This window comes from Sorangium sp. So ce295, from assembly GCF_051527405.1.
Classification (GTDB): domain Bacteria; phylum Myxococcota_A; class Polyangia; order Polyangiales; family Polyangiaceae; genus Sorangium; species Sorangium cellulosum_B.
Genome location: NZ_CP150324.1, coordinates 1,730,401 through 1,745,487 on the forward strand (window position 1 = coordinate 1,730,401; position 15,087 = coordinate 1,745,487).

Annotated in this window: 10 protein-coding genes and 1 pseudogene; 5 read left to right on the forward strand and 6 right to left on the reverse strand. The window is 69.3% G+C overall.

Going from position 1 to position 15,087, the window contains the following annotated elements:
- Nucleotides 1–34 precede the first annotated feature (34 nt).
- The 5 genes and pseudogenes from WMF11_RS06510 (at nt 35) to WMF11_RS06530 (ending at nt 7,374) form a co-directional block, all read left to right on the forward strand.
- Nucleotides 35–1,399, forward strand: a complete 1,365-nt coding sequence (locus WMF11_RS06510; protein ID WP_437976813.1) for a S8 family peptidase — start codon at nt 35–37, stop codon at nt 1,397–1,399.
- A 111-nt stretch (nt 1,400–1,510) separates the two neighbouring features.
- A complete protein-coding gene (locus WMF11_RS06515) occupies nt 1,511–1,714 on the forward strand; it encodes a helix-turn-helix domain-containing protein (protein ID WP_437976814.1) in 204 nt (67 codons plus the stop codon).
- A 419-nt stretch (nt 1,715–2,133) separates the two neighbouring features.
- Entirely contained in the window at nt 2,134–5,850 is a 3,717-nt protein-coding gene (locus WMF11_RS06520; protein WP_437979283.1) for an SNF2-related protein, read from the forward strand.
- Nucleotides 5,851–5,990: 140 nt separating this feature from the next.
- Nucleotides 5,991–6,287, forward strand: a complete 297-nt coding sequence (locus WMF11_RS06525) for a hypothetical protein (protein ID WP_437976815.1) — start codon at nt 5,991–5,993, stop codon at nt 6,285–6,287.
- A gap of 80 nt (nt 6,288–6,367) precedes the next feature.
- Nucleotides 6,368–7,374: pseudogene (locus tag WMF11_RS06530) on the forward strand (virulence RhuM family protein).
- A 586-nt stretch (nt 7,375–7,960) separates the two neighbouring features.
- Here the strand turns inward: WMF11_RS06530 and WMF11_RS06535 are convergent.
- From WMF11_RS06535 to WMF11_RS06560, 6 genes are all read right to left on the reverse strand, one after another.
- Complete coding sequence (locus WMF11_RS06535; protein WP_437976816.1) at nt 7,961–9,088, reverse strand: hypothetical protein; 1,128 nt, start codon at nt 9,086–9,088, stop codon at nt 7,961–7,963.
- A 148-nt stretch (nt 9,089–9,236) separates the two neighbouring features.
- Nucleotides 9,237–10,403 (reverse strand): hypothetical protein, encoded by a 1,167-nt coding sequence (locus tag WMF11_RS06540; protein ID WP_437976817.1) that lies wholly within the window; start codon nt 10,401–10,403, stop codon nt 9,237–9,239.
- Nucleotides 10,400–11,863, reverse strand: coding sequence for a sigma factor-like helix-turn-helix DNA-binding protein (locus tag WMF11_RS06545; RefSeq protein WP_437976818.1), 1,464 nt, complete (start codon nt 11,861–11,863; stop codon nt 10,400–10,402). The genes WMF11_RS06540 and WMF11_RS06545 overlap by 4 nt, the downstream gene beginning before the upstream one ends.
- Nucleotides 11,864–12,258: 395 nt before the next feature.
- A complete protein-coding gene (locus WMF11_RS06550) occupies nt 12,259–13,152 on the reverse strand; it encodes a hypothetical protein (RefSeq protein WP_437976819.1) in 894 nt (297 codons plus the stop codon).
- A gap of 24 nt (nt 13,153–13,176) precedes the next feature.
- On the reverse strand, nt 13,177–14,607 hold the full coding sequence (locus WMF11_RS06555) for an ATP-binding protein (RefSeq protein WP_437976820.1): 1,431 nt from the start codon (nt 14,605–14,607) through the stop codon (nt 13,177–13,179).
- Entirely contained in the window at nt 14,604–14,882 is a 279-nt protein-coding gene (locus tag WMF11_RS06560) for a BrxE family protein (RefSeq protein WP_437976821.1), read from the reverse strand. The genes WMF11_RS06555 and WMF11_RS06560 overlap by 4 nt, the downstream gene beginning before the upstream one ends.
- Nucleotides 14,883–15,087 lie beyond the last annotated feature (205 nt).

Below are 15,087 nucleotides of genomic sequence, written 5' to 3' on the forward strand. Positions count from 1 at the left end.
GATCCAGGCGCCTTCGCGGAGGCGCTGCTTTTCGATGGCGATCGCCGCGACGGACGAGCGCGATCGAGGCCAGCCCACCTCCTGGTCCGCCGCCGTCGACGCGCTCGCGGCGGGACGCGCGTTCGACACGAGCACGCGCGGGCTCGTCTACCTCGACGAGGGTGACGAGGCTGCTCGTCGGCTGTTCGTGTTGTGCGCGGGCAACGTCGATCCGAACGCTCTCCAACCAGCGCACCTCGACCGGAGCGACACCGACCCCATCCACGATCCGGGCCAGGCCTGGAACGCGCTCACGGTCGGCGCCTTCACCGAGAAGTCCGTCATCACCGACCCAAGGTGGTCGAGCTGGCAGCCCGTGGCACGACCGGGGGACCTGTCGCCGTGGAGCACGACGGGCGTCACCTTCGCCGAGTCGTGGCCGATCAAGCCCGACGTCGTCTTCGAAGGCGGCAACGTCGTGACGAACGCCAAGGGAGAAGTCGACTTTCCGTGCCCTGACCTCAGCCTGCTCTCGACGCACTGGCGCCCCTCGGAGAAGTCGTTCGTGCTGAGCTGGGCGACGAGCGCCGCGACGGCACAGGGTGCCCGCATGGCCGCGATGATCGCCGCCGAGTACCCGACGCTCTGGCCCGAGGCAGTGCGCGCGCTCATCGTGCACGCCGCCGAGTGGACGCCCGCGATGCTGGCCCCCCTGCGCGGTGCGAGCGGCAAGCGCGAGCGCGCGAGACTCGTCCGGCGCTACGGCTTCGGCGTGCCCAGCATCGAGCGCGCGCTCCGCAGCGGGAGCGACGCGCTCACGCTCATTGCACAGGACCGTATCCGGCCGTTCGCGCCGAAGCCGACGAAGCCCAACGAGCGGCAGATGGGCGACATCCACTTCTTCGAGTTGCCGTGGCCGCGCGAGGTGCTGCAGGGCCTCGGCGAGACGCCTGTGCGCCTGCGCGTCGCGCTCTCCTATTTCATCGAGCCGAACCCGGGCCGGCGCGGCTGGAAGAAGCGCCACCGCTACGCCTCGCACGGCCTGCGCTTCGAGGTGAAGGGCCCGACCGAGTCGATGGAGGAGTTCCGCAAGCGCCTCAACCAGAAAGCGCTCGACGAGGACGAGGAGAAACCCTCGACCGGCGGCGACTCCTCCGAGTGGTACCTCGGCGAGCAGGCCCGCAACCGCGGCTCGGTCCATTCGGACGTCCTCTCTGGCTTCGCTGCCGACCTGGCCGAGCGAGGCGTCGTCGCGGTCTACCCGGTGAGCGGCTGGTGGAAGGACCAGCCTAGGCGCGACCGAAGCCACCTCGGCGCGCGGTACGCGCTGGTCGTGAGCATCGAGACCCCGGGCGTCGAGGCGGACCTCTGGACGCCGGTGGCCCAGCAGGTCGGCGTGCCGGTCGAGGTCGCGGGCTGACCGTCGCCCCTTCGGCGCTCTCCGACTATCTTCGACTCTTGTTGGCAGAGTCAGCCTGGTGCAGCCTGCTCCCGTCCGCAGGGACTGTCCATGCCGAGCGGAGCAAGCCTGATGACCACCGAACCCTGGGTTTCGGTCGAAGACGTCGCCAAACACCTCGGAGTGGCCCGCGACTCGGTGTACCGCTGGATCGAGGGGCGCGGGCTGCCGGCCCACAAGATCGGCCGCCTCTGGAAGTTCAAGCTGTCCGAGGTCGATGAGTGGGTCCGCGCCGGCGGTGCGGACGCGGGGGATGAAGCTGAGGTAAAGAAGTGACCGGGAACACCTCGCCACGTGAAGGGATGATGGCCATTGTCCGAAACCGCCGTGCGCTCATCACCGGCGTGCAGCCGTTCGACGCGGACGAGCGCGGCCGGTTCCACCTCGTCGAGGTCGAGTACACCGACGGCGTCGGCGCAGAGTCCGACCAGGTCTTGTGGGAGGTCGAACCGCATCCCGACGTGCTCGAGCCGTCCGCGCTCCCGCGTGTCGAGTCGGCCCCGCCGATGGAGCCGCGAGAGCTCGACGCGATGGTGCGGGCGGCGCGCTGGTCGGCGCTGACCCCCTCGCTCCCGTTCTCCGGCCTCGACGAGGATCGTCCCCCGCTCGCCGCGCCGCTGTTCGGCGCGATCCACCCGGAGGCCTACCAGCTCGTCCCCGTGCTGCGCGCACTGGAGATGCCGCGCGTCGCGCTGATGCTCGCCGACGCCGTTGGCCTCGGAAAGACCGTGCAAGCGCGCATGGTGCTTCGTGAGCTCATGCTGCGGCGCCGCATTCGCCGAGTGCTCGTCCTCTGCCCTGCATCGCTGCGCACCCAGTGGCGCGATGAGATGGACGAGAAGTTCTCGCTCTCGTTCGACTTCGTCGACCGCCCACATACGCTGCGGCTTCAGCGTGAGCTGGGGCTCGACGCGAACCCATGGCGCGTCCACGAGCGAATCATCGCGAGCTACCACTACCTGAAGCAGCCTGACGTTCTCGAGCAGTTCCGCGGCACGGCGGAGCCCGGAGAGGATGGCCGGCTCCGGTGGGATCTGCTCATCGTCGACGAGGCGCACAACCTCGCGCCCTCGAGCTTCGGGGAGGACTCCGACCTCGCGCAGATGCTCCAGCTCATCTCGCCGTGGTTCGAGCACCGCGTGTTTCTCACGGCGACGCCGCATAACGGGCATACGCGCTCGTTCTCCGGTCTGCTCGAGGCGCTCGACCCCGTAAGATTCACGCGCAAGTCCGAGCTCGAGGCCACCGACCGCAGCCGCGTCTCCGAGAGCATCATTCGCCGCCTCAAGAGCGAGATCAACCAGGCCTACGTCGCGCTCGGAGAACCGCCTCGTTTCTCCGAGCGTATCGTCGACGCGCTGCCGGTCTTGCGTTTCGGCGCGCAGGAGCGCGGCCTCTCGGATGCGTTTCGGGACTTCCGCAAGGCGCTTCACAAGGCCACGGCGAGAGCATCTGCGAGTGAGCGCGCCGCCGCCGCGTTCGCCCTTGAGGTGCTGCAGAAGCGCCTCCTCTCCGGGCCGTGGGCGTTCGGCCAGAGCTGGCTCGCGCTGCTCGACGGCCTGCGCGCACACGATGCCGGAGCGGGCACGCTCGACACGATCTCCAAGGTGCGCGGCATCGTCCAGGACGATACGGAGGACGACACCGAGCGCGAGAGCCGCGAACGTCAGGCAAGCCGCACGAGCGGCGCCTGGTTGCGCAACTTTCGGGAGGCCGTCGACTCCGAGCTCGACGACGTCACCTACGCGCAGTCGACGAGCTTCGACCTGGCCTACTTCCGAGAGCCGCTCAAGCTGCTCGGTGGGGCCGTCGAGCCGCCTCGCTTCAACCTCAAGAACGCTCTTCTCGTTGAAAAGCACGTTCACGCGTGCGTGCTGACGGCGTTGTACGGACTCGCTCGCCGATTGAGTGAAGGCGAGCGGCTCCAAATCGAAGAGGTCCTCGCAAGGTGTTTCCCCTCGACGCTGAAGCCGTACCTCTTCACGCCTGGAGGCGAGGTACGCAGCGAGGTGCTCGACATCAGCGAGCTCGGTGCGCTGCTGAGGCTGCACCGAGATGCCATTCTGCGCGACGTCGAACGAGCGTTCCGCGCGGCCTGGCCAGAGGAGGATGCAGACGCTGTCTCCAGGGAGCGGCTCGAGTCGATCGTCGACGGCATGCCGTCGTCGCTCGCCGAGGTACTGCGCCGATTCAAGCGACGCCTTGACTGGGCACGCGGCGAGCTATCGCGCCTAGCGCGCGAGGAAGCGCAGAAGGGCGTCCTCGATCCGGAGGACCAGGCCCACCGCCGTCGTTGCCAGCGCGTCATCGAGCGACTGAAGGGCCAAGCCCAGCGGACCCGAGCCCAGGCGCAGGGGGGCGGCGACGACTCGGACACGATGGGCGCGCTCGCGCGCGAGGGCTTCCTCCCCGGCTATGGGCTCGAGTCCGGCAGCATCATCGGCACCGCGGAGCCCCCGCGTATGACGCAGGGACTCGGTGAGTTCGATCTGCCGAGAGCGCCGACGATCGCGCTTCGCGAGTACGTCCCGGGCAACGCCATCTATGCGAACGGCTTTCGCTTCGTTCCGAGGCGCTTCCAGCTCTCGCCGGACGACACGATGCGGCTCCGCGTTGATGCTGCCAAGCAGGTCGTATCCGAGCTCGGAGGGAACGATCAGGCCGCTCCTCTTGGGGCCGAGGAGCTCCGCGCGGTGCCCGTCTGCGACGTGCTGTTGCCCTCGCAGTCGCAGATCTCCGACGAGGAGGACTTCCGCTTCCAGATGCCCGTTGCCGTCTACGCCCTCGAGCGCGGGGCCCATCGCGGCGGGATGGCATGGACCTGGGGTGAAACCGCCTTCCACGCACGTCGCGCGGTCCAGCTCCGGATGGTGAACGTCGGACCGAAGGGAGAGGTCGGTGGAGGCCGGATCGGCTACCTGCTCTGCCTCGCGTGCGGGCAGTCTCACTCTCCCTACGCGTCACAGCGGTCGCGCGACGAGTTCCGAAAGAAGCACGAGGAGCGCTGCAACCATCGGGTGGGGCCGACCGGCTTCTTCGTTGACGTGGAGGTCGACGTCTTCGGCCTTCAGGGGGCGACCGACGCAGCGGATGCATTCAGCCTCGTCGAGGCGATTCGCATGGGTGCAGCGAGAGTCCTCGACATGGAGGTCGAGGACCGGCAGATCACGAGCATCGGTCACGCGGGCGACGACCCGCTGGATGTGCTGCTCTACGATCCGATGCCCGGAGGCTCAGGGCTCCTCGAGCAGTTGGTGCTGCGCTGGCCCGAAGTTCGCGAGGCCGCGCTGGCAATTGTGCAGGGGTGTGCAAGCGCCTGCGAGCGCTCGTGCATCGACTGCCTGCAGACCTATCGCAACCGCTTCTACCACCAGTATCTCGACCGCCACCGGGCGAAGGACCTGCTCGAGCGCGGGCCGTCGACGTTGACGGAGCTGCATCCCATCCCGGAGCGGCTGCCACGAACGATGACCACGGTGGGGCAGCCGCAGACCGTGATCGAGCAACGGTTCAAGCGATTTCTGATCGAGGCAGGCTTGCCGACGCCGGAGGCGCAGAGGCGGATCGACCTTGGGGGCAGTCATCATACCCTGCCGGACTTCTTCTACCCTGGCGAAGAGGCCGATGAGCCCGGCATCGCCATCTTCCTCGACGGAATGGCAGGCCACATTCACGGCAACCCGGAGCAAGCGGAGCGCGATCGATTTCTCCGTGAGAAGCTTCGCTCCCTCGGCTACGAGGTGGTCGAGGTGCGGTCGTTCGAGCTCGACGACCGGGCCGCGGTTGTAGCAGCGGTTGCGAGGGTCGCGAAGTACCTGCTGGGCCGAGAGAAACAGCGGGCGGTTCGCGATGACTCGACCTGGTTTGATCGCGCCCGCGGCGACGGGAAGGTTCCAGGCCGCGTGCTGCGACTGGTTCGGACGGAGAGGCGCACACCAGACTCCGTGCCGATCGTCGCTCTGCGCGCAGCGGCGGGTGCCTTCTCTGAGGGCCAGAACCCTGAGGCTGTCGGCTTTGGGCGCGTCGAAGGAATCACCCATCGCTCTGGCTTCTTCGTCGCGCAGGTGATCGGCGATTCGATGAACGAGGTGGCTCCTCATGGGGCCTGGTGCCTGTGGGAACATCTCGGGGCCGGCTCCGCGCCTCCTGCGCCCGGTCAGAACCTGTTGGTCAGACGCCCGGACGAGGGGGACGCCGACTTCGGCGAGTACACGTTCAAGCACCTCGCCGAGGGGCCCGATGGGCGGTACCTCGCTCCGCGGAGCACCAACCCCGCTCACAGACGCATCCCGCTCGCGCCCGATGCCGAGGTTCAGGCCATCGCGCGGTTCATCGCCGTGCTCGAAGAGGGAGACGGGGAAGGACCATTCTCTCTCTCTTGTGGCCCTGCACCCCCCACCGCGCACGCATAGGACCAGGCTCCAGGTCCAAGTCGGACGCATTGGACTTTGCGGCGGGACGAGCATGAGGACCAGGACCAGCCACGAGCCCCGATGCCCTGCGGCGAGGACGTGTATGGGGAGCGGTAATTGAAAAGCCGGCTGTCTGAATCATGGCGCTTCGCATCGAGGCGCTGAGCCGATCGCATCGTGCCCTGAACGCCGATTTTCAGAACCAGCATGCGTCGCTCGTCGAGTACCTCAACCGGTTAGCGCTCCGGCATGCCGAGCAGGTCATGCTCACGCGGACGCACCTGGCCCTCGATGAGGTCTCGGGTGGAACGCGGAAGAAGGCGAGGACCAAGAAGAAAGTGACGAGGAAGATGGCTGACACCAGGAAGAAGTCGACAAACAGGAAAGTAGCAACCGGCGCATCAATCAAGAAGCCAGCCGCCCGGAGGAAGTCGTGACGCGCGCTGGACCGAGGGGAGAAGTTTTCGCCGGGCAGATCCTGCTCTACCGCAGCGAGGACGGTCGCACGAAGCTCGACGTGCGCCTCGAGAACGAGACCGTCTGGCTCAACCAGCGCCAGCTCACGGATCTGTTCGGCAAAGCCAAGGGAACCATCAGCGAGCACATCAAGCACATCTTTGAGGACGGCGAACTCGACCCGGGGGCAACTGTTCGGTCGTACCGAACAGTTCAACTCGAGGGGGACCGCGAGGTCGCCCGCGACGTCGAGCACTACAACCTCGACGTGGTCATCGCCGTCGGTTTCCGGGTCCGGAGCCCGGCGGCGGTGCGCTTCCGGCAGTGGGCGGCCGAGCGGCTCAAAGAGTACATCATCAAGGGTTTCGTACTCGACGACGACCGACTCAAGCGCACCGACCGCGCCGCGGACTACTTCGACGAGCTGCTCGCGCGCATCCGCGAGATCCGCGCGAGCGAAGCGCGGGTCTATCAGCGCATCCGCGAGATTTTTGCGCTCGCGTCGGACTACGATGAGAGCGACCAGGCCACGCTGCGTTTCTTCGCGTTCATGCAGAACAAGATGCACCATGCCGCGACGGCCTCACGGCGGCCGAGATCGTTCGTCGCCGCGCAGACGCCGAGAAGCCCAACATGGGGCTGACGAGCTGGAGCGGCGGTCGCGTACTCAAGCGCGACATCGGCACGGCGAAGAACTACCTCGACGCCAAGGAGATCGACACGCTAAATCGGATCGTCGTGATGTTCCTGGACCGTGCGGAGTTCCGCGCGCAACGTAGGCGCGACATCAGGATGTCCGACTGGGAGGCGGACCTCGACAAGTTCCTCGCCGACACGGAGCTGCCCGTGCTGGTCGGTGCTGGAAGCGTCTCGCACGACGATGCCCTCGAATGGGCCGGCGCGCAGTACGACGCCTTCGCCGAGCGGCGCCGCGTCGCAACGGAGACGGAGGCCTCGGCGCGGTACCTCGATGACCTCACGACGACCGCAAAGCTACTCGAGGGCGGCGTCGCCAAACCCGTACCCAAGCCGCGTAGAACACGCGAATCGAAGAAGGGTGGGCCGTGACAAAGACTGCCGCCCCCACCGAGCTCACTGGCGCCCGCGAGGACGACGGCGAAGCGTTCGACAGGGGCACGGGCGGGCTGGGTATTGAGCCGCGAAATCGGCCAGTTCAGGGCGCCGACGCCGTTAAGTGTAAGCGGCCACGCGCTCTCGCGCCGAGGTCAGCTCAGGCGAGTCAGTTGGGAGACGATGCGCCGGCTATCGCAGCGATGGATCCGGACACCCAAGATCATGCACCCCTGGCTCGGCGACCGCTTCGACGTTGGTATCCGAGACAGGAGCCGAGTGCGTTAGCAGCAGATGCTTGGATCTGTGCGGGGGGCGGCCCGAGTCGGCCAGCAGGGCGACGAAGGGTGGTCCCTACCGCGACAGGGGGAACGCCTTCGCGCAGAGATCGAGCGGCAGCAGAAGGCGTAGGTCACGGCCACGCGCGAGCCGAGCACGCACGCGAAAGGCTGTCGACGCCGTGTGGCGCATCGACGCCGCCTCGGCCATTCGCGTGCCCCCGCCGTTCGAACGTCCTCCCCGTCCATCTGGACATCCTCGCGCCGGGCCGCGGCCCCGCTGGGCGGCGGCGGCTCCGGCGAGCTCAGGCGATGCAGCAGAACGTGGACGGCTCGGCCGGCTGGAACTCGCCGACGGGCTCGCCGCCCTGCGGTGCGCACGCGCCCGGCTCCACCGCCATGACCGCGGCCGACTTGCTTCCCAGGCCGACGCCGGGCGGTGTCACCCCGCAGAACGGAACGCTGGAGTCGACGAGGGTCGATGCGACCAGGTCCGTGCATGCCGCGTCGCGGTACACGGACGCCATGATCGTGCACGAGGCGCCGGTCGGCTCGCCGCAGCTGCATGGAGTGCAGTCGCGGCCGTCGAGCACGTCTTTATAGAAGACATGCCTCTGGGCGTAGCCCTCCGGACACTCGGCTTCGCCCTCGTGGTAGACGCAGGTCAGGAACCCGGGCGGCGCTGCCGGCGCGCACGTGGTCGCGTCGGCGCACTCGGTGTGCGCCCCGGCGACGCAGGCCCTCGCGCGCGTCGTCCACAAGAGCGCGTTCTGGGGGATGGGCTGCGGGGCTTCGACGCGCGGCGTACATGCGCCGGCCGTGATCGAGGGCGCCGCGATCGTCAGCGACTGCACGCAGGGCTCGCCGTTGCAGTCGTGATCGGCAGGGATCGCGCTCCCTGCGGTGCAGGCGCCGTCCCATGCGTCGGGCGCGGCGAACGGCGTCGTGACCGCGTCGGGCTCGTCGCCGGGGCACGAGGAGGACGATGCGGCCCACGCGGTGGGGAGCGAACACGAGATCTCGGGCGGGTCGCACGCGCAGGTCGGGCACGTCTTCGGCACCTCCTGGAGATCGGCGAAGCCCTCGTACCCGATCGTCGGCGCGTCGGCGGGGCAGTCGGGGGTGGCCTCCGGCGGGCCGAACCAGAGGAGCGCCGGGCCGGACCAGCCGAGCGGGGCGGGGGAGACGCACTGGCCGGAGCACAGCGCGCTGTGCTCCTGACCGCCAGCGCCGCCCTGACCGCCAGCGCCGCCCTGACCGCCGCCGTCACCACCACCACCGCCGCCCTGACCGCCGTCGCCGCCGTATTTCTCGCACCACTCAGGATAGTGGACGCGCTCTTCGTCCGAACATGGGCCCTCAATGACGATGGGGGCTTGGGTGCAGCTCGCAGTCAACAGGACGCCTGCGAGGGCAAAGCTCGGAACGCGCATGCGTCGTACCCTATGGGAATGATGGCCCTGAGCGCAAGGCGGCTGTCGTACCGCGGGCCTGGCGCGCGCTGAGCATTCCCTCGGTCGTGAAAAGTTTCTCATTCTTGTCACCTTGGGGGACGGCGGATACCTCTGCCGCCGGACCTCCTTATAGGTTCAGTTCGAGACCGATCCCGAACGCCGCACCGAGCGCGGGAGCGCTCCAGATTGCGCGCTCTCCTTCGGCGATGCCTCCACGGCGGAGGAGTGACGCGTCGATCGTGCGCTGGACCGCCTCGGCCGTTCCGTACCCAGAGAGGCCCTCTGACAGCGGCCACCTGACGCCGGCTCGCAGGCCAATTCCGGCACGAAGATTCAGCAGCATTCTCGCGATCCTTGGAGCTTCGGGCACGACACGGAGCACGCCGAGCTCTCCGACCCCGCACGCGAAGAGAAACCGCCGGTGAAGGCACAGGGCAGCGTTCGCGGTGAGCGCCGATGTCGCCACACGCACGTCGTCCACGTTGGTCGACAGCGACGAGAGCCCGCGGGCTTCCAGCGCGACCGACCATGCCGGCCAGCGTCCCGTGGCCGCCAACGTCGGCCCAACCGCAACGCCGGGCGTCATCCCCAGCGCCATCGTGGCACCGGCGCCTACGCTCCACCGGAAGCGCTCCGCCGCAGCTTGCCCCGCACTGCTCGAGGGCGGCGCCTGCACGGATCGCAGCTCGCGCGCCGGCGCCGCCTTGCCCGGGCGGCGCGCGGGTGGCGTCTCGCTCGGTGGCAGCGCCGGCTGCCCCGCGCACGGGCGCTCGGGGGAGCATGGCGCCTCGGCCGGCGTCGCGGGCTCTTCCTGCGGGGCCGGCGCTGCCTGCGGCGGCGGGCGCTCGCCCGGGTCGTCGAGCTGCACGGCGATGGACAGGGCCACCATCGAAACCAGCGTCTTGCAGTCTCCGCGGGTCCTGTAGCCGTCGGTCCAGCGCAACCTGCCGCCGCGATCGCGAAGGTACATCGACGCAATGAGCTCGCCCTGCTCTTGTACTATCGACGCCGCCATCGCGAGCGGAGCCTCCGCGTCGAAGGGGTCGAAGCTCATGCGCCGGGCGATCTCCGCGCGCAGGAACCGCTCGTCGGGGCAGCGCTCGGCGCCTGGGCCGAGCGTGAGCTCGAGCCGCACGCGGGCCCGGCGCGGTCCGGGATCGGCCCGGGCCGGCGTGGCCGCGAGCTGCGCGATGGCGACCGCGACCAGCGAGGCGAGCGTCGCGCGCCATGCCTGCTTTCCCCGTCGCCGGCCGTGCGACGGGGGGCGCGCGCGTCGCGGCGGCTCTGCGCTCACGGCCGAGCGTGCCCCGTCGTGCCGCCGGTCGTGGTGACCGGCAGCGCTCCTGCGCTCGATCGCAGCCGCTCGCGCAGCAACGTCAGCCGGCCGTGAGGAAACCGCTGAGCATGCGCATCGATGTGCTCCAGGGCGGCGGCGCGCTCGCCGTGCAACAGCGCCTGCCTGGCCGCATCGAGCAGCGCGAGCTCCTCGTCGAGCCGATCCTGGCGCTGGTCTGGGGGCGCCGGGGCGTGCCTCGATCCGGCGGGCTTGCGCTGACCTGGCCCATCGGTCGTCCGTGCCGCGGGCGCTCGGGGGCTCGGGGTGTCTCGGGGGCTCTGGGTGTCGGCGGAGCGCGTTGCGTCGTTGGGGCGCGGCGCTTCACCGAGAACGCCCCGGGGTCGCGGCTCCGGCGTCGGGTCCGGATGTGTGCTCCGCGCGACGACGAACGATATCGCGCCCGGGCCGAGATGGCGCGCCCAGTCCACCGGTGCTCGAGCGAGCCACGCGGCCAGGAGCACGCCGCCGGCGACGCCTGCCGCACCCCACCCGAGCGCCGGTCGAAGGGCCCGGGCGACCGGGCGCGCGAGGCCCGCGAAGCGTGCTCGCCACCGTGTCCCATCGACCCGCGCACCGGCGCTCGGCGCGGCCGGGTCGCTCGCGGGCAGGATCGTCTCGCGGAGCGAACGCAACGAGGTCGCGGAGAACAGCGGGAGCACGAGGACGCTGGACCGGAGCGCCCGTCTCTCTTCGGGGCGCAGCCGCTTCTCGGCGGCGCGGTAGTCCCGGCGCGCGAGGCGCAGCCGGCTCGCCGCGGTGTGCTCGTTGAGCGAAAGGGCGCGCGCGATCTCGCGCATCGGGACGTCGTACGCGTCGGCCAGGACGAGGACGGCGCGGCGCTCGGGCGCGAGCTCCGACAGGAGGCGGATCGCGAGCGCGAGCCGCTCCTGCACGGCGATGTGATGCTCGCTGCTCGCCGCGATGTCTGCCTCCTGGAAGCAGGCGGCGTCCGCGAGCCCTACCGGCACCTCGCGGCGCCGGTAGGCGCGCTCCAGGTGATGGCGGACCTGCCGCCAGGCGATCCCGAAGAGCCACGACGCCTCTGCCCTCCAGTGCTCGCCGAGCCGCTCCGGTCGAGCTGGATCGGGCATGCCCGTGGGTGTGCTGCGCGGGCGACGAGGTGTGTCACCCGCTGCGCTGTCTGCGGGGACGGCCGCTAGCGCGGGCGCTGCGGCGGTTCCCAGGTGGTCTGGCGAGTCCACCAGGGCCGTGGCGCGCGCGCTGCTGGACCGCATCGGGTCGTACCGGGGGAAGCTGCGGTAAGCGCCCAGCAGGACGTCCTGGCACAGGTCGTCGAGGTCGTCCTCGGCGACGCCGAGGAACCGGAGCATGCCAGGGAGGACATGAACGGCGGTTGTGTGCATGGATGTCCAGGCGCCGTGCTGGACCGGGTCGGCCGGAGGACGAGAAGGGCTCATGCTCAGAATTACGGGGCGTTTCTCGTAGCCGTCACAGAATCGGTCCGGGCCGAAGCCCCCTCCGACCCGATGCGGCCCCCCTTCGACCCTGTGCGATCCCAGCTCGGACGAGGGGCGACCCCCTTCGACCGGATGGAACGCCCGACGGGAAGGGGGGGCAGGTCCTCCAGCAGCCGGAGGCCTCCAGCTGCCGTTCGCCGCGTGGCGAACCTGCCCGACCCTCCGATCTTCCGGGAGTTCGATGTCGGCGCCCCGCGCCCAGAGTGTCGTGATGTCACGATAGCGCGTGCGTGCGCTGGTTCCCCGCAAACGTGACGGCGGTGGGGGGGGACGATGACGTAGAAGGCGTGCTTGGCCGACGGGCCGACATGCATGGACACCGGGGCCCATTTCGATCACCGACGCCGGGCAGCCTCCTCAGCGGCCCACGACGCCCGTAGCAGCTGGATAGCCGACCGCGGACGGCTCGTCGGAGCGCACCGCGCGAGGATGATCTTCCAGCCGTTCCGTGCGCTCGCCGCCTCCGCGACGATGTCTGCGACCTCGCTCGCGTCCACCCGCTCTTCGGAGAGCCGCGCCGTCGCACCGTACTCCGCAGCGAGCGCACGGCGCTCGGCTGGGCCCTTGGCGCGCGCGAGGATGCACGCGTAGGCCTCGCACGAGTACGCGAACGTCTCGCGCTTGCGGTACTCGATATCGAGGAGCCACTCCTTCGTCCGCGTCTCGCGAAGACCGACGGTCGCGCGCTTGCAGTTGTGGAAGATGTGCGCGGCCTCGTGAACGATGAAGTCGGCGAACGGATCGTCGTCCGCGAAGTACTCGGCCGAGACATAGCAGGTCGTCCCCTCGCTCAAGCCAACGAGGCGCGGCGCGTCCTCGCCGAGCAGATCCGCGTCGAGGCTCGCGAGGTACAGGTTGGCGAGCGTCCACGCCGAGCTGTCGTATCCATGCTCCAGCAAGAGCGGCTCGATGTTCGCGCTCGTGACGAACACGACCGACTTCTCGAGCGTCGCGAGCACCGCGTCCTGCTCGACCCGCGGGAACAGCCCCCGCACCATCGGCTCGACCTTGCCGCGCGCGATCGCGACGACGTCGGCGTGCGGCAGGGATTCGTGCGCGAGTCCTTCGGCCCGCCGCCGCACCTCGCGAACGAGCGCGCCTCGGAGCTCCTCATGGGCGCGGTGCGCACGCTCCATGAACTCGCCGGGCCACGCCGCGTTGTGTGGGTCGGTCTCGCCGGTGCGGAGGTACCGCTCGACCTCGTCGGCGATGCTGGGCACGTTGCTCACTGGCGCATTCTACCGCGACAGCGCTTATCCGCGACGCACCCTCTTCTTGCTGCTCTTCTGGGTCGCCTTCGTGCCGGTCTCCCTGGGCTTCGCCGCTGGTCTCGACTTCGATGCGACCTTCTTTGCCTTCGGCTTGGTCTTCTTCGAAGCAGCGGGCTTCGTGGCTCCGCCTCTCGACATGGTCTTCCCTAGCTTCGCCGACTCGAAGCGGGGATGGGCCCGCAGGACGCACGTCACGGAGACCTCCGTGGCATCGAAGATGGGCGGGGGACAGCCCGTCGCCGCCATCGTGCTGCGGATCGTCTGGATACCTTGTCCTTCCGCCTGGGCGAGCTGGAGGCGAGAGAGGAACCAGGCGAGCGCCTGGTTTCGCCAGCGGGGCGTGACGGAACCCGTGCGGAGGTTCTCCAGCGTCACGCCGACGGGAAGCGGCCCCGGTGAGACGAGCTCGATGCGATCACGGTACGAGGTGAAGCGGCCAGGATCGACGAGCTCATAGTCTCGATGCGCGAGCGCGTTGACCATCGCCTCCTGGAGAGCTCGCCGTGGATACTTCTCCGCGTTCGGCGCCTCGAGGTCGGTCTTGTCGAACAGCGTCACGGCTTCGGCGTCGAGGAGCTCCTGAAGGCGGCGCGCCTGATCGAGCAGCGTGCCGGGGATCTCGAAGCGACGAGCGATGGGATCGGTGCGATCGAGCCCCGGGTACGCGGAGAAGATCGAGAACGCGCCGGGGATGAAGCGCTGGGGTTCTCGTCCGAAGAGCAACACGGCGAAGTTCCTCGGACGCAGCACGCCGGAGAGCGGCTCGGCCACGCACAGCGACGGCACGAACGGCGACAGCTGGACCCCGGCGACCAGGTAGGGCTCGACACCACGGTCGAACGTGAAGACCCCCATGCGCTGCAGCGCGTCCCTCAGCGTGAGCAGGTCGATGTCGTTCACGGTCGCGGCGTTGCACGGCCTCCGATCCCAGGGCTCCAGTGCCCCCTTGCGAACGAGCAGGTCCTTGAGGAGCCCGTTCCGCGCCTCGATGGTGGAGCGGCTCACCCGCACGAAGTGCTTCGCCCCCTCGTTGTTTCGGCGAAACGTGTGCGCGGAGCCCGTGGCAGGTTGGAGGAAGACCAGGATCCGCCGCTGCGGATCATCCGACTCGAGCTCCTCGACGAGCGGCGCCAGAGGCGGAGAAACGCGATCCCTGCACCGGGTCAGGACCGTGTTCTCGACCTCCTTCAAGCGTGCCGCGGTCAGCCCCGCGCGAACGAGCTTGGGAAATCCGCTCTCGTCCTTCTCCTCCTTCGCACCGCACACCACGTAGCCGCCGCCCAGATTCTGGAGGTCGTTCGCGAAGGCGGAGAGCGTCTCGACGACGTCGTTGACGTCAGCGACGTTCTCTTTCCATTCCGTCTGCTCGCTCTCCCGCCTCGCGAGCTCCACGAGGTCGATGCGGGCCGTCACGAGAGCACCACCTTCTTGCCCGCCCCGATGAGGCGCGCACACTCGTCGCGCAGGCCAGCCAGCGCAGCGTCGAGCTGCTCTTGCGCGCGCGGGAGGCCGCGCCGCAGGGCGGCGGATCCGAGGCGCCCGAGCTGGCCCTCGGTGTTCCACCACTTGGCGAGGTCCATCTCACCGAAGCGCGCGACCAGGAGGCGAAACTTTAGCAGCCGATCGAGATCAAGCGCTGCTCCGGTCATCATCGGCTCCGCTCCGGTCGCGTGGAATCCCCTGTGCACCGGAGCACGCTACCCGGGCCGAACTCTGCCAACAAGACCCGACCAGAGTCGAGAAGAACAGGTGTGGCTCGGAACCTACCGACGCCGGATGGCGGACGCGCACACCGCCCGCTGCGGGGCCCACGTCCCCGCGCGGGCCACCGACCGGAGGGGCCGCTGGGCCATCGGGCTCTGCGCCGTCGGTGGCTTCGAGCGCACGGACGGC

Excerpts from the sequence above, each read along its gene's own strand:
- WMF11_RS06510 (WP_437976813.1), top strand. The coding sequence starts at position 35 with ATGGCGATCGCCGCGACGGACGAGCGCGATCGAGGCCAGCCCACCTCC.
- WMF11_RS06515 (WP_437976814.1), top strand. The coding sequence starts at position 1,511 with ATGACCACCGAACCCTGGGTTTCGGTCGAAGACGTCGCCAAACACCTC.
- WMF11_RS06520 (WP_437979283.1), top strand. The coding sequence starts at position 2,134 with ATGCTCGCCGACGCCGTTGGCCTCGGAAAGACCGTGCAAGCGCGCATG.
- WMF11_RS06525 (WP_437976815.1), top strand. The coding sequence starts at position 5,991 with ATGGCGCTTCGCATCGAGGCGCTGAGCCGATCGCATCGTGCCCTGAAC.
- WMF11_RS06535 (WP_437976816.1), bottom strand. The coding sequence starts at position 9,088 with ATGCGCGTTCCGAGCTTTGCCCTCGCAGGCGTCCTGTTGACTGCGAGC.
- WMF11_RS06545 (WP_437976818.1), bottom strand. The coding sequence starts at position 11,863 with ATGAGCCCTTCTCGTCCTCCGGCCGACCCGGTCCAGCACGGCGCCTGG.